The organism is Nocardioides sp. IC4_145, assembly GCF_011250565.1.
GTDB lineage: Bacteria > Actinomycetota > Actinomycetes > Propionibacteriales > Nocardioidaceae > Nocardioides.
This window is the reverse complement of record NZ_JAANMS010000025.1, coordinates 40,117-61,766: the sequence shown is the minus strand read 5'-3', so window position 1 is coordinate 61,766 and position 21,650 is coordinate 40,117. Positions and strand designations below refer to the sequence as shown.

Genomic DNA, 21,650 nt, shown 5'->3' with positions numbered 1-21,650 from the left:
GAGGCGGACTGCGAGCAGGCGAACCCGCCGAAGTCGCCCCCGAAGAACCCGCCCAAGAACCCGCCGACGCCCCAGCCCACGCCGACCCCCGCGCCGCAGCCGACCCCCACTCCCGAGCCGCAGCCGGTCGCCGACCCGTGCGCCGACGCGCTCGAGCGCGAGTGGACCTGCGTGGTCGACACCGAGGCCGAGCCGACCGACCCGGAGACCGTCGAGGACGAGGAGACCCTCCTCGAGCTCGTGCCCGAGGAGGCCGACGGCACCGCCCTCGAGCTGGTCCTCGACCTCCGCGACGGCGACAAGGCGGACAAGCCCGGCACGGTCATCGTCCTCGGCACCACCGAGCTCACCCGCGAGGCGCTCGTCGACTACCTCGAGCAGCTCCGCGAGACCTACCCGGACGCCGTCCTCGTGTCCGTGGCCGAGCCGACCTCGGAGCCGATCCCCGCTGGTTGAGCAGCGAGCGCCAGCGACCCCCGCTGGTTGAGCAGCGAGCGCCAGCGACCCCCGCTGGTTGAGCAGCGAGCGCCAGCGAGCGTGTCGAAACCCGGCGAGATGCGCAGGGCGTCGACCCCCACCGCCGTACTCCGAAGAATGCGAGGACGCGGCGGTCTCGAGAACTCCCATGTGCGGGGAGCGCCGCCGCTCGCGAGACCGCCGCGTCGTCGCGGCCCTTTACCCAGGCGGAACCCGCCGAATCCGTCCACGGCCAGTGGTCTGGTCCAGCGCACCCCGCACCACGGCGGGACGACCCCGGACCCTGCCGAGCTGCTGAACGGACCCGCCGATCCGGCCGTCGGCGCTGGGACGTCGTCCACATCCGAAGCGTGATGGGCCCGGCTGAGGCCGGGCCCATCACGTGTTCATCGGATCACCGCACCCGCGACGTCGGCTCGCTCGTCGTCCTCGCCACGTCGTGACCGGGCTTGCTGGCGATGACGCGAACCTTGATCCGCAACCCGCGCTGGGCCGGGCCGAGCACCAGCGTCGGGCCGGTCGCGCCCGTGATCACGCGGCCGCCGGCGAGCCAGCGGTAGCGCAGCGTCACGCCTCTGCCCCAGCTGCCCGGGCGGGCGATCAGGGTGCTGCCGACGGTCAACGCCCCGACGATCCTCGGCGCGCGAGGAACGTCGATGATCGCTCCGGCGACCGGAACAGTGGGCCGACTGCGCCGGCTCTCGGTCCGGTAACCCAGCTGCCGACCGGTGACGACGACCGAGACCCGCCGTCCGACGTCGGCTGCCCGGAGCACGTAGCTCGGCTTGGTCGCGCCCGGCACCGGCCTACCCCCGCTCAGCCACTGGTAGGAGAGCGTGACCCCGCGGTCCCACGTCCCGGGGTCGGCCGTCAGGGTGCGACCGAAGCGCGGCGTGCCGCCGTCGACGGCCGGCACCGGGGTGAGCGCCAGGGTGCCCGGCGCGACCGGCTGCGTCGCGTCACTGACCCGGGCCTCTGTGGTGTAACCGTCCTTCTCACCGGTGACCCGGACCGCGACGGCCTTGCCGATGTCCTCGACCCGAGGCGCGAAGACCACGGTCGTCGCTCCTGGCACTGGTTCGCCACCGACGAGCCACTGGTAGGACAGCTCGACGCCGTCGTCCCACGAGCCGGCCAGGGCGTTCAACGTGCGCGTGAAGCGTGCCGAGCCCTCGACGACCGGTGTCGGCGTTCGGACGAGCCGGCCCGGCGCGACCGGCCCGACCGGTTCGCTGACGGCGCTCGTCGACTGGCTCCCGCTCCTGGACCCGGTCACGCGCACGGAGACGTCGCGACCGAGGTCGCCGGCCGAGGGGACATAGGTCTCGCCGGTGGCACCGGGCACGGCCGTGCCGCCGACCAGCCACTGGTAGGCGAGGGTGACGCCGTCGCCCCAGGCGCCGGGAACGACCCGGAGGACCCCACCCACGGCCGGGGCGCCGGTCACAGCTGGCAGGCCGGGCGTGAGCGGCGCCGGCGGCACGACGGTGCTGTTCGGGGCGACCGGGCCGGTGGGCAGGCTGGTGCGAGACACGGGGGCGTAGCCCGTCTTGGTCCCGGTGACGACGACGGTGACCGGCTTGCGGAGGTCGGTCGTGGTCGGCACGTAGGTCGGCCCCGTGGCACCTGGCACGTCGATGCCGCCGACCTGCCACTGGTGGGTCAGGACGACATCGTCGTCCCAGCTCCCCGGATCGACGGTCAGCGTCCGGCCGACCTCGACGAGACCGGTGATGGTGGGCACGGGCGTGGCGGTCAGGGTGCCGAGTTCGACGGCGGCCGTGGGTGCACTGGTGCGCGTGACGGAGCCGTAGCCGGTCTTGCTGCCGGTGACCTCGAGGATGACCGTCGAGCCGAGGTCGGCCGGGCGAGGAACGAAGGTCGAGCCCGTCGCGCGGTCGACGGCGACGCCGCCGACCTTCCACTGGTAGGCGAAGGACGTGTCCGCGGCCCAGCCGTCGGTGACCGCGGTCAGCGTCTCGCCGACGGCGGGGGTGCCGGTGATCGACGGGTCTGCCACCAGTGCGAGCGGCTGCTCGTCGACGGTGTGGGACGTGGTGCACTCGACGCACAGGCCTCCGAGGGAGTCGGCGGCCGGAGCAGCGGTGACCGCGAGCGTGTCGCTCGAGGCGTCGTCGGCCACGACTGCCGTGAACGCGGTGGTCGCGACGTCGGCCCCGGGGGTCGCCGGGGTGGACGGCACGGTCCAGGTGAGGGTCGTGCCCTCGACGGCGACACCGTCCGGGAGCGCCCCGAGCGTGGCGTCGTCGAGGAGGTCCCGGAGGTCGACCTCGACGGTCGCGCCGGCGAGCACGACCCGGCCGACGTTCTGCGCGGTGAGGGTGTAGGTGAGCTCGTCGCCGGGCTCGACCTCCCCGGTCGCGGGTCCGGCGCTCAACGACAGGTCGTACTTCCCCGGCCAGGCCGGCTTGTCGCCGTCGTAGATCCAGTCCTGCCAGAACGCGTCGAGGTCACGGCCGGAGAGCTCCTCGGCGAGGTCCTTGAGCCGGTCGCCACGGGGGCTCGTCCCGGCGTACCGGTCCTGCCAGGCCCGCACGACCGCGAGGAAGTCGTCGCGGCGCAGGGCGGTGTGCAGCGCCTCCCAGAACTGCGCGCCACGGGTGTAGGTCTGGTAGCCGTAGATGGCCGCCGAGTTGGTCTGGGCGCCGGGCGGGGTCCGCCAGTTCGCGCTCGACGCCGCCGAGTTGTTCCAGCTGTTGAAGTAGGTCGTCTCGAGCTGGGTCCAGTTCGGCGTGGCCGGGGCCACGACGCTGTTGTAGTAGGTCGGGCCCCAGGTGCCCATCCCCTCGTTGATCCAGATGTCGGTCCACAGCCCGGGCGAGACGCTGTTGCCGAACCACTGGTGGGCCAGCTCGTGGATCAGCGTGTTGCCGTTGAAGCTGCTGACGCTCGGGAAGAACGAGCGGTCCTGGGTCTCCAAGGCGTAGTTGATGCCGCTCGGGACGATGTCGACGATCACGCCGGTGGCGTCGCCCGGGTAGGGCCCGAAGGCACCTTCGAGGCCGCGGGTGATCGGGCCGATGACCGGACGCCGGTTGGTGAACGTGGTCTTGTTCGCCGCCGATTGCGCGGAGTCGATGAACGACCACTCCGGGATGACCCGGCCGCTGGCCAGGGTGACCTCGCCGACGTGCATGTCGTACTTGCCGATCGAGACGACGAGCAGCTCGCTGGCCATGGGCTGGGCCATCCGCCACCGCCAGGTGGTGCGGGTGCCCTCGTCGGTGGCCACCCGGTCCTGCAGCACGCCGTTGCTGGCGGCCGCGGCTGCGCCCGGGCCGGCGGCGTTGGTGAGCGTGTCGGGGATGTTGACGTCGATGGTGTACGACGCCTTGTCCGCGGGGGCGTTGTTGTGCGGGAAGCCGGTCATCGCGCCGATGGGCTGGCCGAGGAACGTGGCACCGTCGGCGGTACCGACCCAGCCCTCCCACGAGTTGTCGGCGTCGGTGTGCCGCTCGGGGACGCCGTGGTACGCGACGTCGACGGTGAAGTCACCCTCGACCGGCGTCACCGGGGTGATGACGAGCTTGTACTTGTGCGTCGGCGCGTAGGCCGTGCCGGTGACCACGTCGCGGGTGTAGGCCGCCTCGACGCCGTCGACCTTGACCGAGTCGATCGTCAGTCCGCGGAAGTCCATCGCGAATGACTTCAGCGGCGCGCCGGCGGTGGTGGCCTGCATCCGCAGGCTCGCCTCGTCGAAGACGCCCCCCATGATGCCGCCGACGACGCCGGTGGGGCTCCACCGGATGTCGAGGTCGTAGTGGCGGGCGTCGTAGCCGCCGTTGCCGATGTGGGGGAACTGGGCGTCGCCAACCGTCTGCGCGCCGTCGATCGGGTCTGCGGCGGCGGCCGCGAGCGGCTCGGCGTGCGCCGCGAGCGGCGCTGCGGACAGCATCCCGAATGCGAGCGCTGCGGCTGCTGCTGCCGCCGTCGTCCTCTGCCGGAGCCGGCGGACCGGCCTCCCCCTGGCTGGTGCCTGCGTCATGCTCTCGTGGCCTCTTCTCGTCACGTCGGGCCGCCGCGGAGCCGGCGCCCTTCACGCACCGTAGGGACGATCTGTTACCTCCCTGTGTCGAACGCCGCTTTTGTCCGACATCGGCCGGTGGGCCGGCCGGCGGTCCAGACCGGCGGAGGTCCGGACCGGCTCTCGCCGGCGCCCTACTGGCGGGCCGGATCGGCGCAGACCCCGCGGACGTGATCCGAGAGCGCCTGGACGTTCGCGCTGTCGGTGACGGTGGCGGCAGCGTCGGCGGACGTCACGTCGTCGATCGTCGCGTCGTTGGGGAGACCCACGAAGAGCCCCGCGCGATAGGCGACGCCCGCCGCGACCTGGGGACCGACCTCGGCGGTGGCCACCGTCTCCATCATCGCCACGGCCCGGTCGCGGAGCTCAGCGACGGTCTCGGGCGACGGGTCGCTGGCGAAGGCGAGGTGGGCGTCGTCGAGCGCCGCCATGCCGGCACAGAAGTCCTCGGCGGTCGTGGCGCGACTGCCCGGGGCGCCCGCGGCCGTCCCGATCCGGTCGACCGGCGGGCGCACCAGGAGCGCGACGGCGAGGACGGCGAGGACCAGCAGCAGGGTCGCCACCCGAGGCATGCGCGCGACGCGTGACCCTTCAGCCATAGGTCTGCTCCGGCGCGGCGACGGGCCGGACCTCGGTGACGGCGATGGACGGGGCCGTGTCGGCGGCGGTGCCCGAGCCCACGACGTACGTCCCGTCCACCTCGACCCACTGGTCACGCGCCGGGCGCTCCGGGCCCTCGACCTGGACCCGGTATGCCGCGGCGTCGGCGGCGCAGCAGCTGATCGCCATCCGGGTCACGAACCAGGACCGGTCGCCGCCGTAGCTCACGAAACCGGTCAGCGTGACCGGCTGCCCCTCGAGCGTGGCGCCACCCTCCTGGGCCCGCCAGATGAACTCGTCGAGCGGGACTGCGGCGAGCTGTGAGCCGTCGAGGACGGTCACCTCGTCGGGCTCGGCGACCATCGTGGTGTCCCCGGCGCGACGCTCGGCCAGGTAGGAACCGAGCTCCGGCGGGTCGACCACGACCGCGACCAGGGCGGGGAGGACGAGCAGCCACGTCACCAGCGGTACGCCGTGGCCGTGCTCGTGGTCGTGCTTGTGGACGTGGTCGTCGCCGCGGTCGTGCGCGCCGCCGCGGACGGCAGCGACCAGCGGTCCGGCAGCAGCCGCGAGGAGCAGCACCGCGCTGGCCAGCAGGGGCCACCTCATCCAGTCGGCGACGTAGCGGAGGTGCTCACCGGTCACGGAGAGTCGGACCAGGACGACCGCGAGCAGGGCGAGCAGGAGCGCCTGGACGGCAGGCCTCACAGCAGCCACCAACCGGTGGCGACGGCGCTCAGGACCGCCGTCCCGACGACGACCGGCACGAACTGGCGGGCGAAGGCCGAGCCGAACGCGCCGATCTCCATCGCCGCGAGCTTGACGTCCATCGCGGGGCCGACCACGAGGAACACCAGCTTGGCGGTGTCGGAGAAGGCGGTGAGGCTGGCAGCCACGAAGGCGTCCGACTCCGAGCAGAGGGCGACCACGAAGGCGAAGGCGGCCAGGGTCAGCACGCCGAGGACGGCTTGGCCCGCGACGGTGTCGACGATCGAGCGGGGCACGAAGGTGTTGACGGCGGCCGCCAGCATCGCGCCCAGGACCAGGAAGCCGGCGGCGTGCACGAAGTCGTGACGGGCGGTGCCGACGAAGCGCTCGCGCGCCCCCGCCTCGTCCTGCAGCGACCGCGCGCGCAGGACGATCGGCAGCCGGCTGCCCCGCGAGAGGCACCACCAGCCCACGACCAGGGCGGTGGTCAGCGAGGCGATGAAGCGCGCCAGCACCATCTCCGGCTGGCCGGGGAAGGCGACGGCGGTGGACACGAGCACCGCGGGGTTCACCGCTGGCGCGGCCAGCAGGAAGGTCAACGCGACCGCCGGGGCGATGCCACGGCGCATCAGGCTGCCGGCGATCGGGACGGCCGCGCACTCGCACCCTGGCAGGCCCAAGCCGGCGACGCCGGCGACGGGGACACCGAGGACCGGCCGCTTCGGCACGACCCGGGCGAGCACTCGCTCAGAGAGCAGCACCGAGATGGCGGCCGACAGCAGCACCCCCAGCACCAGGAACGGCGTCGACTGCACCACGATGGCGAGGAAGACCGTGCTCCAGGTGACGACCTCGGGCCGGTCCAGGAGCGGGCCGACCACCGGGGCGGACCCCAGCGCCACCAGCAGGGCGACCGCGACGAGCTCGAGCTGACCGGGGCGCGGTCGCCGACGCCCGGTGGCGTCCGTCGTGCTGGGCGACCGGGTGGTCGTGGTGGTCACGGTGCTCTCCTGGGGCAGGTCGTCGACCGCTGATCCTCGCCCATGGGCGAGGCGACGTCTCGGGTTCGACCGGGTCGAGACCCGCCGGACACCGGACTGCAACCCGCTCGTCGCGCCGCGGCTCGCCCCTCAGGTCCGGTCGACGTACCACCGCGCCAGCAGCGTGCCGGCGTCCTCGAGCAGCAGCTCGAGCGTGAGCGGTACGTCGACGCGCGGGCCGGCGGAGATGCGAGGACCGTCCGCAGCGACGACGGTCGGGACGACCGTGGTGCACAGCTCGTCGACGAGGCCGGCGGCGACCAGGTCCCGCAGCAGGTGCGGCCCACCTTCGGAGAGCAGGCTCTCGTAGCCGCGACCGACCAGGGCGTCGCGCAGCGCGACCAGGTCGACCGAGTCCTCGCCGAGGACCAGCACGTTGTCCTCACCCAGCAGCGACCGCGCCTCGTCCAGGCGCTCGGCAGCGGCGCACGTCGCCACCAGCACCCGGCCGGGCTCGTGACCCCGCAGGCCTTCGGGCACCTCGGCCCGCCGGGACACCAGCACGAGCGGCACGTCGGCCGGTCCGTACCCCTCCGCCCGGGCCGTCCCGGCGCCGACGACGATCGCGTCCGCGAGCGACCGGAGCACCCGGAAGACCCGGTGGTCCGCGGCGTTGTTGATCGACCCGCTACGCCCGTCGGCGCCGGTGGCGGAGCCGTCGACGGTGCTGACCATGTTCGCCCGCAGCCACGGGCGTCGCGGCACGGCGTACAGGTCGGGCAGCTCCGGTCGGTCGAGCTCGTCGAGACCCTGCGGGCCGAGCAGGACCCTCACGAGCCCCACCTCATGACCCAGTACTGCACGCCGTACGGGTCGTCGGCGTAGTCCACCGCAGCACTCCCACTGACAAGAGGCGAAGCCCGACGCAGCCCGTCGACCGACGCCCACAGCTCGTCGGCGAGCGACCAGTCGACGCCGGACAGGTCGCCGGCGACCAGCGCGTCCCCCAGGGCCGCGTCGAAGCCGAAGGAGCGCTCGTCGAGGTGCCCCGGCGCCTTCTCGGAGCGCTTGGCCGAGCCGTTGCCGACGACGAGGTACGCCGCCGTGCCACCGCGCCGCACGCCGGCGGCGCCCATCAGCGCTGCGGCCACCCGCTCCCCCTGCGTGTCGCCGAGAACCGCGGCCTCCGGCCCGAGCCACCGCACCGCCGCCAGCGCGGCCGCCCGCAGCTCGGCGACCGGGTCGACCTGGGAGGCGTACTCCGGCAGCAGCGCCAGCGCGCCGGGAACCAGCACCACGCGCGTCACTGGAGCCCCCGGATCGCCCGCGCGGGCAGCCGACGCCCGACGATCGTGTTCACCATGTCGACGACCTGACGCGTCTCGACGACCTCGTGCACGCGGTAGATCCGCGCACCGGCCAGCGCGCAGACGGCGGTCGCGGCCAGCGTGCCGGTGAGCCGTTCGCCGACCGGCAGGTCCAGCGACTCGCCGACGAAGTCCTTGTTCGACAGCGACACCAGCACCGGCCACCCGGTCGCCACCATCTCACCGAGCCGGCGGGTGATCTCGAGGGAGTGGAAGGTGTTCTTGCCGAAGTCGTGCGCCGGGTCGATCACCAGCGACTCCCGCGCGACGCCCGCGGCGAGCGCCCGCTCGGCGTACGCCACGGTGTCGTCGATCGCGGACCGCACCACGTCGTCGTACTCCACCCGGTAGGGCCGCGTCCGCGGCACCGCCCCACCCGTGTGCGTGCAGATCAGCGCGACGTCGTGCTTCGCGGCCACGTCGACCAGGGCGGGGTCGGCGCCGCCCCAGGCGTCGTTGAGGACGTCCGCGCCCGCCTCGCAGACCGCGTCGCCGACCGAGGCGCGCCAGGTGTCGACGGAGATGACGAGCGAGGGGTACGCCGCCCGAATCCGCGCCACGAAGTCGACGACCCGCCGCTTCTCCTCGACCTCGTCGATCTCCTCGCCGGGGGCAGCCTTGATGCCGCCGATGTCGACCATCTCGGCGCCCTCGTCGACGACCTGGGCGACCCGGTCGAAGGCCTTGTCCTCCGCCCAGGTGGCGCCCTTGTCGTAGAACGAGTCGGGCGTCCGGTTGACGATCGCCATCATCAGCGTCCGGTCGTCGTCGAACTCGTGTCGTCCGAGTCGCAGGGTCATGCCACGGACCTCGCCGGCGGGCGCTCCGAGACGAGCACCTGGCGCTCGACCGGCGTGATGCCGTCCGGGCCGGGCTGGTACTGCCGGAGGGTCACTGCTCGGCTGGTTGAGGAAGGCGCGCTAGCGCCTGTCTCGAAACCCGTCGCGCCTCGCCGCCGCGCCATGGCGGCCAGGATCTGCGTCGCCATCGCACCGAGGTCGTGCAACGCCTGGTGCGCATGGTCCCGTCGCCCGAGGTCGACCTGTGCGATCGCGTCGACCCCCAGCAGGGAGGCGGTGTCGACGAGGGCGGCCAGCTCGACGGCGTACCCGACCGGCACGGGCAGCGCCTCGAAGAGCGACCGCCGCACGGCCCACTCCCCCGCGAGCGGTTGCACGAGGCCGGCCAGCTCGGGGTGCTCGAGCGCGACGAGCGGCCGAGCGACGAGCTCGGTCACCCGCCCGCCGTCGTACGGCCCCTCCGCCCCCGGCCGCTCGTAGAAACCCTTGACCAGGGCGACGTCCGGCCGGGTCAGCAGCGGGCCGAGCAGGCCGGGCACGAAGTGGGTGTCCCACTCGGTGAGGTCGGCGTCCATGAAGACGAGGACGTCGCCGGTGGTCACGAAGAGCGACTTCCACATCGCCTCGCCCTTGCCGGGCCGCGAGCCGAGGTCGGGCCGCACCTCGGCGGAGCGGTGGACGACCGCGCCGGCGTCGCTCGCCACGTCGTACGTCGCGTCGGTGGAGTCGGAGTCGATCACCACGACCTCGTCGACGAGCGCGACCGTCTCGACGAGCGCCTCCCGCACCCGGGTGACGACGTCGCCGACGGTGCCGGCCTCGTTGCGCGCGGGGACCACGAGGCTGACCCGCTGGGAGCCCTTCGCCGCGACGAGGTCGTCGAGCGACCAGTCGTCCCAGTGGGAGGTGTTGCGGGCGAACCAGCCGCCGTCCGCAGCATCGACAACCATGCCGCCAACGTAGTCGGCGGCCGGGTGGTTGAATCGCGGGCATGGCGTCCCCCTCCCCCGCGCCGCGCCGCAGCCGCGGCCGCCCGCGCACGCCGGGAGCGGAGGCGCGGATCCTGGAGGCGGCGCTGGAGGAGTACGGCGAGCGCGGCTGGGCCGGCTTCACCATCGACGCGGTCGCCCGGCGGGCCGGCGTCGGCAAGTCGACGGTCTATCTGCGCTGGCGCGACAAGGACTCGCTCCTCGTCGACGCCGTCGAGCTCCGCGCGGCCGGCATCGAGGACGTCGACACCGGCTCGCTGCGCGGCGACCTCGAGGCGCTGGCGACCAACCTGTTCCGCCACTACCTGGACCCGGCCGGCTGGGCGACGGTCCGGATGATCGTCGACGCCGCCGGCGCTCCGTCGTCGCTCGGCTCGTTCACCGAACGGGTCGCCCGCCACCACACCGACGCCGTGCTGCCGATCCTCCGGCGCGCGGTCGACCGTGGCGAGGTCCCCGCGGACCTGCCTGCCGCGACCCTCGTGCTCTGCCTGTACGGCGCGGTCACCATGAACCGCCTGCTCCTGCCCGGCGGGGGCACCGCTGCCGGCGAGCCCGACCTGCAGGCCCAGGTGGCGTCGATCGTCGACTTCGTGCTGGCCGGCGCCGGCGCGACCTGAGCCGGCAGCGCCGGCACCACCTCGTCAGCTCAGTGGAAGCCGCTCACGTGCGGACAGGCGGGTCCGTGCTTGACCCGGCACTTCACTCGACGCTTCCACTTCTTGATCCCCCTCCACATGCCCTCAGGGTGCAACGCCGGAGAACCTGACGCAGGCGAACCGATCAGGCTGGTGGCACGGACCACACCTGCACGGCCGAGCTGTCTGGACCTGGTGCGGCGGCGCATGTCACCGAAACCGGTGAGTTCTGTGAACTACTGATTGGTAATCCAGCAAGGATGCGGTATAGGCGCCGCGGCTGTGCAAAGATCTGCACGTCTTGCACGCGATGCGTCCCCCCGGGCGCCACATGGGGAGATACCCACTATGAAGAAGCTCATCATCGGACTCCTGGCGTCCGTGCTCATGGCCGCCGGTTTCGTCGGCGCCAGCACCGGTGCGGCCAACGCGGCTTGCAACGGCTACAGCGGTTGCACCAAGCCCCAGACCGAGGTCGTCAAGGACAAGGTCATCGACCGCGGCGAGCGGCCGAAGGTCAAGGTCAAGTTCGACAGCAACGGGGACGCGACCGTCAAGGGTCAGGTCCGCATGAAGATCAAGCAGGTCGGCGGGCCGGTCGTCTCGAACAAGCTCAAGAAGGTCAACAAGAACGGCGCGGTCACCATCCAGGGCCCCAAGGGCCTGGCCCCGGGCAAGTACAAGGTGACCGTCCGTCTGCTCCCGAAGAAGGGTTCCCCCTTCGCGTACGTCACCCGGACGTACTGGATCACGGTCAAGTAACCAGCCTTGGTGCGAAGACCCCGGCCATCGGCCGGGGTCTTCGTCGTTTCTTGCCGGCTCGTCCCGAAAGTCACCGTCCTGCCGCTCGATAGGGTCCCGCCATGCCTCGCCCCCGCCGTCTCGGCACCGTCCTGGCTCTCGTCGTCGTCCTGGTGGTTGCGGCCGCTGCCTGGGTCGGGTGGACGGCGTACCAGGTCAATCGCTCGCTGAGCGCGGTGGTCGACGACGCCGACGCGGTCCAGACAGCGGTCGAGGACGCCGAGACCGGCCGCGCACGCGCAGCCCTCGAGGACTTCCGGCGGCACAGCGAGGAGGCGGCGGACCGCACCTCCGGCCTCACCTGGCGCGCACTGGGCGTCCTGCCTTTCATCGGCGACGACGCCGACGGGATCGCATTGGCGAGCGACGTCGTCGCCGGGCTGGGGGCGGACGGGGTGGACCCGCTCATCGCCGTGTCGGACGACCTGGACTCGATCGTCCCGAGGGACGCCCGGGTCGACCTCGATGCGCTCGAGCGGCTTCGGCAACCAGTCGAGCGGGCGGACGCGACGTTCACCGACGCCGATCAGCGGCTCACCGACGCCGACCCCAGTGGGTACGTCGACCGGCTCGCGGTCGCGTTCCGGGAGCTGCGCGACAAGGTCGGGGAGGCCCAACGCGCCATGAGCGCGGCCCACACCGCGCTCGAGGTCATGCCGAGCATGCTCGGCGCCGACGGCCCGCGCGACTTCCTCCTCGTGATGCAGAACAACGCGGAGGTCCGCGCGACGGGTGGCCTTCCCGGCGCGATCTCGGTGGTGCGGACCGACGACGGGCGGGTCGAGCTGGTACGCCAGGTCGCGGGCAACGCGTTCGGCCGCCGGCAAGGGCCCGTCCTCCCGCTCACGACCGCTGAGCGCGATCTCTTCGGCCCGAACCTCGGCCGCTACGTCCTCGACGCCAACCTGACCCCGGACTGGCCGCGTTCGTCCGAGCTGATCGCGGCCCGCTGGGTCGAGACCCAGCCGGAGGACCCGGCGGGCGTGCTGTCGATCGACCCGGTTGCGCTGTCGTACCTGCTGGAAGTGACCGGTCCGGTCCAGGTCGGCAGCGTCGAGCTGACGACGGACAACGCCGTCGACGAGCTCCTCCACCAGGTGTACGTGCGTCTTCCGGAGCCGGCCGCCCAGGACGCCTTCTTCCGCGACGCGGCCAAGACCGTCTTTGATCGCGTGTCCGCCGGTGGCGGGGCGCCTCAGGACATGCTGCGGGCGCTGAGCCGCGGCGCTCGCGAAGGTCGCCTGCTGGTCCACTCCTTCGACGAGACCGAGCAGGACGCACTGGCCGGGTCCGGGGTCAGCGGCGAGCTCCCGAGCGAGGAGTCCGACCGTCCGCAGGTCGGCGTCTACCTCGACGACACCGGCATCGGGAAGATGTCCTACTTCCTCCGGCACGCCGTTCGGGCAGCTGCGACTTCGTGCACGGACGACCGTCAGCGCGTCGACGGAGTCCTGCGCCTCGAGTCCACCGTCGACACGAACGCTGTCGCCTCCCTTCCGGACTACGTGACGGGCGGGGGGTACAGCGTGGACGTCGGCTCCCAGCTGGTGTCGGCCTACCTCTACGGCCCGGTCGGGGGTTCCATCGACCGGGTCACCTTCAACGGTCGGCCGGTCGACGTGCAGGGGTTCGAGCACGAGGGTCGGCCGGTCACCCGGGTCATCGCCGAGCTGGAGCCCGGCGAGGTCACGAACGTCGAGTGGCGGATGACCACCCTGGAGGGCCAGGACGGCGCCGTCGAGATGCGCACGACGCCGTCCATCGAGCCGACCCGGTCGAGGGCGACCTACCCCAGCGCCTGCGACTGACCGGCTCCCGCTGGTTGAGCAGCGAAGGCCGTCTGACGGCCTGAGCGATGTCGAAACCCCGCGACGTGCGCAGGGCCGCAACCCCGGTCACTCGTAGCCGAGGATCTCCTTGCGCTTCTCCCCCCACGCCAGCGCGGAGGCGATGGCGTCGTCGAGCGACAGCTCGGTCGACCAGTCCAGCAGCCGCCGCGACTTGTCGACGTTCGCGAAGGCGCCGACGGCGTCGCCCGGCCGTGGCGGCGCCTCGGCGGTCGGCACCGACGAGCCGAAGACCCGCTCGAACGACGCCACCAGCTCACGGACGGTGACGCCGCTGCCGGTGCCGAGGTTGATGACCGTGCTCGGCGCGTCGACGGCGGCGAGCACGTCGTCGAACCTCTCCACCGCGCGCACGTGGGCGCGGGCGATGTCCCAGACGTGGATGTAGTCCCGGATGCCGGTGCCGTCCCGGGTCGGGTGGTCCACGCCGGTGATGGTGAAGGCGTCCTTCTGCCCGCGCGCGGCCATGACCAGCTGGCCGAGCACGTGCGAAGGCTCCCGGGCGTAGATGCCCGTCTCCAGGTCGGGGTCGGAGCCGATGGGGTTGAAGTAGCGCAGGATGATCGCTCGCAGGTCGGTCGCGGCCGCCATGTCCTCGAGGACCTGCTCCATCATCCGCTTGGTCCGGGCGTACGGCGACTGCGGCGCGAGCGGGTCCTCCTCGGTGACCTCGAAGGAGTCCTTCGTCGCGTAGAGGCTCGCGGAGCTGGAGAACAGCACCCGCCCCAGGCCGAGACCGTCGAGCTCGTCGAAGAGCTCGAGTGACTTGGCGACGTTGTCGCGGTAGTACTCGAACGGCTTCTCGACCGACTCCGGCACGACGATCCGCGCGGCCATGTGGATGGTGGCGTCAAGGTCGGGGTGCTCCGCAGCGATGCGACGCAGGAGGGCGCGGTCCGCGATGTCGCCCTTGTAGAACGCGCGGTCGCCGACGAAGACGCGCGGGCCGGTGAGCAGCGAGTCGAGCACGACGGGCACGTGCCCGGCCTCCTCGAGCGCCTTGCAGGTCGTCGAACCGATGTAGCCGGCGCCGCCGGTGACCAGGACCTTCATGAGCGGCAGGCTAGCGTCCGCGGGCGACGAGCCGGCGACGGACGACCGGCGCCGGTCGACGACGCGGCGCGCCGCGACTCGTAGGTAACAAATCCGTCACCCGAGGTTTGGCCGAGGTACACCGCGGGAACAGCCGGTCAGGCACGCACATCGGAGGACGACATGAGCTTGGTGGGCCAACCCGTCGAGGACCAGTGGGCGACGCCCTACGAGAGCTGGTGCGAGCGGCAGGGCGTGCACCCCGAGGCGCCCGGCGCCTTCGACCACTACGTCGCCACGATGGACGCGCCGACCGCCTGATCCGAACGAACCACGTCCGTCCGCTTTCGGGCGATCGGCTGGGCCGAGGTGCCGCGAGGCTTTACATTGTCCGGGCACAGCCCGCGCTGGGTGAAGACCCGGATGCGGTGCTGATGACCGATTGCGGCAACGACGCCGTACGGGACCGCTCGAGCCACATGGGACATCCGATGGACACCGCATGACTGTCCTCTCCTCAGGACGCTCACGTCTGCGATCCGGCGCACCCTCGCGGTCGTTGCGCTTCCTGCCCGCGTCGGCGCTCGTCCTCGACGTGGCGGTCGTCGTCATGGCCGTGCTGGTCGCGGCGGCGGGTCGCCAGACGTTCGGGATTTTCCCGAGCCCGGCCGACGTGTCCCACCACCTCGGCACCGCCGGACCGCTCGTGGTGCTCGGCTGGGTCCTCACCTTGCTCGTCGCAGGGGCGTACAGCCCGAGCGTCTTCGGAGCCGGCACCGAGGAGTACAAGCTCGTCTTCAACGGCTCGATGGTCGCCGCCGCCCTGATCGGCGTCGGGTGCTTCTTCGCGGACTACCCGCTGTCCCGCGGCTTCTACTTCCTGTCCTTCGCCATCGGCATCCCGACCCTCCTGCTGGGCCGCTTCGCGGTCCGCTGGGCCCTGCACCAGGCACGCCGGCGTGGCTCGCTGTTGCACCGCGTGCTGATCGCCGGTTCTCCGGCTCACATCGACGAGATCGCCGCCGTGCTTCGGCGTGAGCGCTGGCTGGGTTACCGGGTCGTGGGCGCGCTGACGCCGGCGTATTACCTCGACGAGGAGACCCGTTCGGGCATTCCGGTGCTCGGCAACTCCGACGACATCACCTCGGTGGTCCTGGAGTCCGGCGCCGACGTGGTCTTCATCGCCGGCGGAGCCCTCGGGTCGGCCACCCAGATGCGCCGGCTGGCCTGGGACCTCGAGCACGAGCACGTGCAGCTGGTGGTGGCACCCAGCGTCACCGACGTGTCCGGTGAACGCATCCGCGTGCGCCCGGTCGGCGGTCTGCCGCTCATGCACATCGATCCCCCGCGGGCCACCGACGCCTCGCGCTGGGGGAAGCGCCTCTTCGACGCCTTCGGCTCCGCCGGCCTGATCCTCGCGTTCAGCCCGCTGTTCCTCCTGGCCGCGCTGCAGATCAAGCTGCACGACCGAGGCCCGGTGCTTTTCAAGCAGACCCGGGTCGGGCAGGACGGGCGAGAGTTCCCGTGCCTGAAGTTCCGCACCATGGTGGTCGACGCCGAGCAGCGGCTCAAGGAGCTGCATGCCCAGCAGGGCTACGAGGCCGGCCTGTTCAAGATGAAGGACGACCCGCGGGTCACCAAGCCGGGCCGGTGGCTGCGCCGGTTGTCCCTCGACGAGCTGCCGCAGCTCTTCAACGTGCTCCGCGGCGAGATGAGCCTGGTCGGCCCGCGGCCGCCGCTTCCCCTCGAGGTCGCGCGCTACGAGGGCGACACCGTACGCCGTCTGCGCGTCCGCCCGGGGATGACCGGCCTGTGGCAGGTCTCCGGCCGTTCGGACCTGTCGTGGTCCGAGGCGGTGCGCCTCGATCTCTACTACGTCGACAACTGGTCGATGATGCAGGACCTCTCGATCCTGGCGAAGACCTTCGGCGCCGTCTTCGGCTCCCGCGGAGCCTACTGAACGCCTTGCCGCTGGCTGAGCAGCGCAGGCCGGCGTCACCGCTGGTTGAGCCGCGAAGGCCGGCTGGCGGCCTGAGCGAGTCGAAACCCCTGGAGATACGCAGGGCGGCGCCCACCGTCACCGGGTTTCGACGACGGCTCGCCTGCTCAACCAGCGGGACGAGTCAGGCGTCGTCGTGCTTGGCGCGACGCCCGCGCTTCGCCGTGTCCGTGCTCTTCGGCGCCTCGGGGGCGTAGCCATACCCGTAGCCGTACCCATAGCCATACCCGTAGCCGTAGCCGCCGCGGCTCTTGGCCGGCGTCATGTTGAGCACCGTGCCGATGGGCTGGGCGTCGACGGAGTCGAGCCGCTCGACGGCTTGGGCGAGCTGGTCCTTGGTCGTCTTGCCGTGGCGGACCACCAAGAGCGCACCGTCAGCCTGAGCCGAGAGCAGCGCGGCGTCGGTGACCGGCAGCAGCGGCGGCGCGTCGATGATGACGACGTCGTACCGCGTCCGCAGCTCGGTCAGCAGCTCACCCATCGCGCGAGACTGCAGCAGCTCGGCAGGGTTGGGCGGGATCGCGCCGCTCGGCAGCACGTCGAGGCCGGTTTCCTCGTGGCGGACGATCACGTCGTCGAGGGCGACCTTGCCGACGAGCAGCGTCGTCACGCCGACGGCGTAGTCGATGTCGAGCATGGCCGACGCCTTCGGGCGGCGCAGGTCGGACTCGACCAGCAGCGTCTTCGTCCCTGCTTGGGCCAGGGTGACGGCGAGGTTCACCGAGGTGGTGGTCTTGCCCTCCCCCGGGACGGCCGACGTCACGACGAAGACCTTGCTGGCGACGTCGACATCGACGAACTGGAGGTTCGTGCGCAGCACCCGGAACGCCTCGACACGCGGGGCGTGCGAGTCGAGCGTGGTGATGAGGGGACGGGTGCGCGCCGAGGCGTCGTACGCGATCGTCCCGAGCAGCGGCGCCTCTGTCGTGCCGTTGAGGTCATCGAGGCTGGAGATGCTGGTGTCCAGCACCTCGCGCAGCACGGCGAGACCAACGCCGAGGAGCAGGCCGAGGACGAGACCGAGCCCGAGGTTGCGGACCGGCTGCGGCGAGACGGGACCGCCGGGCTCGGAGGCGGAGTCGACGATCGTGGCCTTCACCGCGGCCATCTCCTGGCCGTCGCCGGTCTCGACCTCGCGCACCAGGTCGGTCATCGCCTCGGCGTAGGTCTGCGCGATGAGCCGGGCCTCGTCGGGGTCGGGGTCGGTCGCGGTGAGCTTGAGGATCACGGTCTCGGGGCTGACCTCTGCGGTGATCTTCTCCGGCAGCTCGTCCGCGTCGACGCCCTCGATCTCGGCGGCCACCGCGTCGGCGAGGCGGCGACTCGTGGCGAGCTCCGCGAACGAGGTGACCTTCTGCTGCGAGAGCAGCCCGCCCTGGTAGGACTCCGAGGTCGATTCGCTGTCGCTGGTGCTGACGTAGAGGCTGGTCGAGGAGGCGTACTGCGGCGTGGCCGTGAACGTCAGGAGCGCCGCGCCGCCGAGCACCAGGGCGGTCACCACGACGATCAGCGCCCATCGCCGACGCAGGATCCGTGCGTAGTCCCGCAGCTCCACGTGGTCCTCCTGGTTCGGGTGCAGCGTCAGGGCATCCTAAGGGGACGCGCCTCACGACGTTCAGTCGCCGGTCAGTGCTCGAGCAGCCCCAGCAGGTAGTCGCCGTACCCACTCGCGCGGAGCCCCTCGCCGAGTGCGCGCAGCTGGTCGTCGTCGATGAACCCCATCCGCCAGGCGACCTCCTCCGGAGCACCGATCTTCGTCCCCTGCCGGTCCTGGATGGCGCGCACGTAGTTCGAGGCGTCGTTCATCGCGTCGAACGTGCCGGTGTCCAGCCAGGCCGAGCCCCGCGGCAGCACCTCGACCTGCAACCGGCCCTGCTCGAGGTAGCGCCGGTTCAGGTCCGTGATCTCCAGCTCCCCGCGCGCGGACGGTCGAAGCTCACGGGCGTGGTCGACGACGTCGTCGCCGTAGAAGTAGAGGCCAGGCACGGCGTACCGACTGCGGGGACGTTCCGGCTTCTCCTCCAGCGAGATCGCCCGGCCTGAGCCGTCGAACTCCACGACGCCGTACGCCGTCGGGTCGGAGACCTGGTAGCCGAAGACCGCCGCGCCGTCGATGTCGGCGAACCGCCGCAGGTGGGTGCCGAGCCCCGAGCCGTAGAAGATGTTGTCGCCGAGGATCAGCCCGACCGTGTCATCGGCGACGAAGTCCGCGCCGATGAGGAACGCCTGCGCCAGCCCGTCCGGCGACGGCTGCGCGGCGTAGGCGATCGAGATGCCCAGCGACGACCCGTCGCCCAGGAGCCGGAGGAACTGGTCCTGCTCGTGCGGGGTGGTGATGACCAGGACGTCGCGGATGCCGGCAAGCATCAGCGTGGAGAGCGGGTAGCAGATCATCGGCTTGTCGTAGACCGGCATGAGCTGCTTGCTGACCGCCCGGGTGATCGGGTGCAGCCGCGAGCCGGTGCCGCCCGCCAGGATGATGCCGCGCATGGGCCGACCCTAGTCGCGCGCCTAGACTTCGGCGGGTGCAGCGACTCCTCGTGACCGGTGGCGCCGGCTTCATCGGCGCCAACTTCGTCCACCACGTGATCGCGCACACCGATGCCGCGGTGACGGTCCTCGACAAGCTGACGTACGCCGCCAGCCGGGCCGCCCTCGACGGCCTGCCCGAGCAGCGGGTCCGGCTCGTGGTCGGCGACGTCGCAGACCAGGCCGTGGTCGAGCCGCTCGTCGCGCAGCACGACACGGTCGTCCACTTCGCCGCGGAGTCGCACAACGACAACTCGCTCGACAACCCGGCGCCCTTCGTCCGCACCAACCTGGTTGGCACGTTCACCCTGCTCGAGGCTGTCCGCCGCCACGACGCGCGGCTGCACCACGTCTCGACCGACGAGGTCTACGGCGACCTCGAGCTCGACGACCCGGGCCGCTTCATCGAGGCCACGCCCTACAACCCCAGCAGCCCCTACTCCGCGACGAAGGCCGGCTCCGACCACCTGGTGCGCGCCTGGGTCCGCAGCTTCGGCGTGCGGGCGACGATCTCGAACTGCTCCAACAACTACGGTCCCTGGCAGCACATCGAGAAGCTCATCCCCCGCCAGGTCACGAACGTGCTCGACGGCGGGCGGCCGAAGGTCTACGGCGACGGGCTCAACGTTCGCGACTGGATCCACGCCGACGACCACTCCTCGGCGGTCCTCACGATCATCGAGCGCGGCTCGGCCGGCGAGACCTACCTCGTCGGCGCGGACGGCGAGCGCAGCAACCTCGACGTGGTCCGCGCGATCCTGCGGCACCTCGGGCGGGACGAGGACGACATCGAGTTCGTGACCGACCGCGCGGGGCACGACCGCCGCTACGCGATCGACTCGACGAAGCTGCGAGCCGAGCTCGGCTGGCGGCCGCGGTTCGCCGACTTCGAGGCGGGGCTGGCCGACACGATCGAGTGGTACGACGCCCACGAGGCGTGGTGGCGTCCGGCCAAGGCGGCCACCGAGGCGGCGTACGCCGCGAAGGGACAATGAGGTGTCCTCCAATGCTTGAGGTGTCCCCCGTTGGTTGAGCTTGTCGAGACCCCGATCCCCGGCCTGCTCCTCGTCCGCCTCGACGTCCACGAGGACGCCCGCGGCTGGTTCAAGGAGAACTGGCAGCGCGCCAAGCTCGCCGACCTCGGCCTCCCCGACCTCGGGCCGGTGCAGCACAACGTTGCCTACAACCACCGGCGCGGGACTCTGCGCGGCATCCACGCCGAGCCGTGGGACAAGCTCATCTCGGTCGTCACTGGTCGCGTGTTCGGCGCGTACGTCGACCTCCGCGCGGGCGAGACGTTCGGACAGGTCGTGACCGTCGAGGCCGACCCGTCGATCGCGGTGCTCGTCCCGCGCGGTGTGGGCAACGCGTACCAGACGCTCGAGGACGGCACGGCCTACTCCTACCTCGTCAACGACCATTGGAGCCCGGACGCGACGTACGTCGCCGTGGACGCAGCCGACCCGGCGCTCGCCATCCCGTGGCCGATCCCCCCGGCGGAGTCCGTGATGTCGGAGAAGGACCGAGCCAACCCGTGGTTGTCGGACGTCGACCCGATGCCGGTACGCCGCCCGATGATCCTCGGCGCGGACGGTCAGGTCGGACGGGCGCTTGTCGCTGCGTTCCCGGGCGCCTGGCGGGTCAGCCGCGAGGAGGTCGACCTGACCGATTCCGAGGCCGTGGCCGGACTGCCGTGGCGGGACACCGACGTCGTGCTCAACGCCGCGGCGTACACGGGCGTCGACGCCGCGGAGACGCCCGAGGGCCGTCGTGCCGCGTGGGCGGTCAACGCGGCACTGCCGGCCACGCTCGCTCGTCTGTCGATCGAGCACGGCTGCACGCTGGTCCACTACTCGACCGACTACGTCTTCGACGGCACGGCGGTCGGCCCGGACGGCCACGAAGAGGACGAGCCGCTGTCACCGCTGGGCGTCTACGGCCAGTCCAAGGCGGCCGGAGACGTGGCCATCGGGACCGCGCCGCGGCACTACTTGCTGCGCACGTCGTGGGTGGTCGGCGACGGCGCGAACTTCGTCCGCACGATGCAGCGGCTCGCTGCCGACGGCGTCTCGCCCGCCGTCGTCGACGACCAGGTCGGCCGGCTGACGTTCACCGACGAGCTGGTCCACGCCACGCGCCACCTGCTCGACGGCCAGGCGCCGTACGGCACCTACAACGTCACCAACGGTGGCGCGCCGACCAGCTGGTACGACGTGGCGCGAGCCGTCTTCCGCCTCGCCGGACGCGAGGAGTCGGACGTGACGTCGACCAGCACGGCGGCGTACTCGCACGGCAAACAGCTCGCGCCACGGCCGCTCGACAGCGTCCTCGACCTGGCGAAGCTCCGGGCGACCGGGTTCGAGCCCGAGGACGCGATGGCCGCGCTCGAGCGGTACGTCCGCGGAGGGACGGCTCAGGCGGACAGCCGCCCGTAGTCGTCCTCGAGCCGGCAGATGTCGTCCTCCCCGGTGTAGGGGCCCAGCTGGACCTCGATGAGCACCAGGTCCTCGTCCTCGAGGTTGGTGATCCGGTGCGGCTGGCCGATGGCGACGTCCACGGAGTCGCCTGGTCCGGCCAGCACGACCCGCCCGTCGACCACGCAGGTGGCCTTGCCGGAGACGACGGCCCAGTGCTCGGCGCGGTGCTCGTGGGTCTGGTAGGACAGCCGCGATTGTGGCCGGACCGTGATGCGCTTGACCTTGAACCCGTCGCCCTCGTCGAGGACCTGCCAGGTCCCCCAGGGTCGGGTGTCGCACTCGCCGATCATCGAAGTCCCCCACTCCCGCCGACTCCTCCGTCAGCGAAGCGGGACGTTAGCGAGGCCACATCAAGCAACGC

20 protein-coding genes are annotated in these 21,650 nt (G+C 71.8%); 8 read left to right on the top strand and 12 right to left on the bottom strand.

What is annotated here, in order from left to right; translation table 11 throughout:
* Nucleotides 1–456, top strand: a 456-nt coding sequence (locus G6553_RS12020) for a hypothetical protein (RefSeq protein WP_207619678.1), incomplete at its 5' end; no start/stop codon positions are given.
* 415 nt (nt 457–871) lie between these two features.
* Here G6553_RS12020 and G6553_RS12015 read toward each other — a convergent pair.
* The 8 genes from G6553_RS12015 to G6553_RS11980 all read right to left on the bottom strand — a co-directional run bounded on the left by G6553_RS12015 (nt 872) and on the right by G6553_RS11980 (nt 9,927).
* Nucleotides 872–4,393 carry a M1 family aminopeptidase gene (locus G6553_RS12015; protein ID WP_166192897.1) on the bottom strand — a complete coding sequence of 1,174 codons (3,522 nt, stop codon included), beginning with the start codon at nt 4,391–4,393 and terminating at the stop codon, nt 872–874.
* Nucleotides 4,394–4,656: 263 nt separating this feature from the next.
* The gene (locus G6553_RS12010; RefSeq protein ID WP_166192894.1) at nt 4,657–5,094 is read right to left on the bottom strand and encodes a hypothetical protein; all 438 of its coding nucleotides are present in this window, start codon (nt 5,092–5,094) and stop codon (nt 4,657–4,659) included.
* 19 nt (nt 5,095–5,113) lie between these two features.
* On the bottom strand, nt 5,114–5,830 hold the full coding sequence (locus G6553_RS12005) for a TIGR03943 family protein (RefSeq protein ID WP_166192891.1): 717 nt from the start codon (nt 5,828–5,830) through the stop codon (nt 5,114–5,116).
* Nucleotides 5,827–6,831 carry a permease gene (locus tag G6553_RS12000; protein ID WP_166192888.1) on the bottom strand — a complete coding sequence of 335 codons (1,005 nt, stop codon included), beginning with the start codon at nt 6,829–6,831 and terminating at the stop codon, nt 5,827–5,829. Before G6553_RS12000 ends, G6553_RS12005 begins: the two co-directional genes overlap by 4 nt.
* A 129-nt stretch (nt 6,832–6,960) precedes the next feature.
* Nucleotides 6,961–7,644, bottom strand: coding sequence for a dihydrofolate reductase family protein (locus tag G6553_RS11995; protein ID WP_166192886.1), 684 nt, complete (start codon nt 7,642–7,644; stop codon nt 6,961–6,963).
* Nucleotides 7,641–8,108: a hypothetical protein gene (locus G6553_RS11990; protein WP_347565675.1), complete on the bottom strand. Its 468-nt coding sequence runs from the start codon at nt 8,106–8,108 to the stop codon at nt 7,641–7,643. The genes G6553_RS11995 and G6553_RS11990 overlap by 4 nt, the downstream gene beginning before the upstream one ends.
* 5 nt (nt 8,109–8,113) lie before the next feature.
* Entirely contained in the window at nt 8,114–8,977 is an 864-nt protein-coding gene (gene folP, locus G6553_RS11985) for a dihydropteroate synthase (protein WP_166192880.1), read from the bottom strand.
* Nucleotides 8,974–9,927 (bottom strand): glucosyl-3-phosphoglycerate synthase, encoded by a 954-nt coding sequence (locus tag G6553_RS11980; RefSeq protein WP_166192877.1) that lies wholly within the window; start codon nt 9,925–9,927, stop codon nt 8,974–8,976. The genes folP and G6553_RS11980 overlap by 4 nt, the downstream gene beginning before the upstream one ends.
* Nucleotides 9,928–9,968: 41 nt before the next feature.
* On the opposite strand from G6553_RS11980, the gene G6553_RS11975 reads away from it, so the two are divergent.
* From G6553_RS11975 to G6553_RS11965, 3 genes are all read left to right on the top strand, one after another.
* Nucleotides 9,969–10,586 carry a TetR/AcrR family transcriptional regulator gene (locus G6553_RS11975; RefSeq protein ID WP_166192874.1) on the top strand — a complete coding sequence of 206 codons (618 nt, stop codon included), beginning with the start codon at nt 9,969–9,971 and terminating at the stop codon, nt 10,584–10,586.
* Between the two features lie 366 nt (nt 10,587–10,952).
* Nucleotides 10,953–11,366 (top strand): hypothetical protein, encoded by a 414-nt coding sequence (locus G6553_RS11970; RefSeq protein WP_166192871.1) that lies wholly within the window; start codon nt 10,953–10,955, stop codon nt 11,364–11,366.
* A 101-nt stretch (nt 11,367–11,467) separates the two neighbouring features.
* Nucleotides 11,468–13,213 (top strand): DUF4012 domain-containing protein, encoded by a 1,746-nt coding sequence (locus G6553_RS11965; protein ID WP_166192868.1) that lies wholly within the window; start codon nt 11,468–11,470, stop codon nt 13,211–13,213.
* An 87-nt stretch (nt 13,214–13,300) separates the two neighbouring features.
* On the opposite strand, the gene galE is transcribed toward G6553_RS11965, so the two are convergent.
* The gene (galE, locus tag G6553_RS11960) at nt 13,301–14,305 is read right to left on the bottom strand and encodes a UDP-glucose 4-epimerase GalE (protein WP_166192865.1); all 1,005 of its coding nucleotides are present in this window, start codon (nt 14,303–14,305) and stop codon (nt 13,301–13,303) included.
* A 162-nt stretch (nt 14,306–14,467) separates the two neighbouring features.
* Here galE and G6553_RS11955 point away from each other — a divergent pair, with 162 nt between their 5' ends.
* Complete coding sequence (locus G6553_RS11955) at nt 14,468–14,605, top strand: hypothetical protein (RefSeq protein WP_166192863.1); 138 nt, start codon at nt 14,468–14,470, stop codon at nt 14,603–14,605.
* A gap of 238 nt (nt 14,606–14,843) precedes the next feature.
* Complete coding sequence (locus G6553_RS11950) at nt 14,844–16,244, top strand: sugar transferase (RefSeq protein WP_166192860.1); 1,401 nt, start codon at nt 14,844–14,846, stop codon at nt 16,242–16,244.
* Nucleotides 16,245–16,407: 163 nt separating this feature from the next.
* Here the strand turns inward: G6553_RS11950 and G6553_RS11945 are convergent, their stop codons facing one another.
* Together G6553_RS11945 and rfbA are read right to left on the bottom strand one after the other, a co-directional pair.
* Nucleotides 16,408–17,838 (bottom strand): polysaccharide biosynthesis tyrosine autokinase, encoded by a 1,431-nt coding sequence (locus tag G6553_RS11945; protein ID WP_166192857.1) that lies wholly within the window; start codon nt 17,836–17,838, stop codon nt 16,408–16,410.
* A 71-nt stretch (nt 17,839–17,909) separates the two neighbouring features.
* Nucleotides 17,910–18,773 (bottom strand): glucose-1-phosphate thymidylyltransferase RfbA, encoded by an 864-nt coding sequence (gene rfbA, locus G6553_RS11940; protein WP_166192854.1) that lies wholly within the window; start codon nt 18,771–18,773, stop codon nt 17,910–17,912.
* A 35-nt stretch (nt 18,774–18,808) separates the two neighbouring features.
* Here rfbA and rfbB point away from each other — a divergent pair, with 35 nt between their 5' ends.
* Both rfbB and G6553_RS11930 read left to right on the top strand, forming a co-directional pair.
* Nucleotides 18,809–19,807: a dTDP-glucose 4,6-dehydratase gene (rfbB, locus tag G6553_RS11935; RefSeq protein WP_166192851.1), complete on the top strand. Its 999-nt coding sequence runs from the start codon at nt 18,809–18,811 to the stop codon at nt 19,805–19,807.
* Between the two features lie 30 nt (nt 19,808–19,837).
* Nucleotides 19,838–21,247: a bifunctional dTDP-4-dehydrorhamnose 3,5-epimerase family protein/NAD(P)-dependent oxidoreductase gene (locus G6553_RS11930; protein ID WP_207619677.1), complete on the top strand. Its 1,410-nt coding sequence runs from the start codon at nt 19,838–19,840 to the stop codon at nt 21,245–21,247.
* Here G6553_RS11930 and G6553_RS11925 read toward each other — a convergent pair.
* Nucleotides 21,226–21,579: a phosphomannose isomerase type II C-terminal cupin domain gene (locus G6553_RS11925; RefSeq protein ID WP_166192845.1), complete on the bottom strand. Its 354-nt coding sequence runs from the start codon at nt 21,577–21,579 to the stop codon at nt 21,226–21,228. The genes G6553_RS11930 and G6553_RS11925 overlap by 22 nt on opposite strands.
* Between the last annotated feature and the right edge of the window lie 71 nt (nt 21,580–21,650).

Coding starts and splice junctions, on each gene's coding strand:
- G6553_RS12015 (WP_166192897.1), bottom strand. CDS start 4,393: ATGCTGTCCGCAGCGCCGCTCGCGGCGCACGCCGAGCCGCTCGCGGCC.
- G6553_RS12010 (WP_166192894.1), bottom strand. CDS start 5,094: ATGCCTCGGGTGGCGACCCTGCTGCTGGTCCTCGCCGTCCTCGCCGTC.
- folP (WP_166192880.1), bottom strand. CDS start 8,977: ATGACCCTGCGACTCGGACGACACGAGTTCGACGACGACCGGACGCTG.
- G6553_RS11980 (WP_166192877.1), bottom strand. CDS start 9,927: ATGGTTGTCGATGCTGCGGACGGCGGCTGGTTCGCCCGCAACACCTCC.
- G6553_RS11975 (WP_166192874.1), top strand. CDS start 9,969: ATGGCGTCCCCCTCCCCCGCGCCGCGCCGCAGCCGCGGCCGCCCGCGC.
- G6553_RS11970 (WP_166192871.1), top strand. CDS start 10,953: ATGAAGAAGCTCATCATCGGACTCCTGGCGTCCGTGCTCATGGCCGCC.
- G6553_RS11965 (WP_166192868.1), top strand. CDS start 11,468: ATGCCTCGCCCCCGCCGTCTCGGCACCGTCCTGGCTCTCGTCGTCGTC.
- galE (WP_166192865.1), bottom strand. CDS start 14,305: ATGAAGGTCCTGGTCACCGGCGGCGCCGGCTACATCGGTTCGACGACC.
- G6553_RS11955 (WP_166192863.1), top strand. CDS start 14,468: ATGAGCTTGGTGGGCCAACCCGTCGAGGACCAGTGGGCGACGCCCTAC.
- rfbA (WP_166192854.1), bottom strand. CDS start 18,773: ATGCGCGGCATCATCCTGGCGGGCGGCACCGGCTCGCGGCTGCACCCG.
- G6553_RS11925 (WP_166192845.1), bottom strand. CDS start 21,579: ATGATCGGCGAGTGCGACACCCGACCCTGGGGGACCTGGCAGGTCCTC.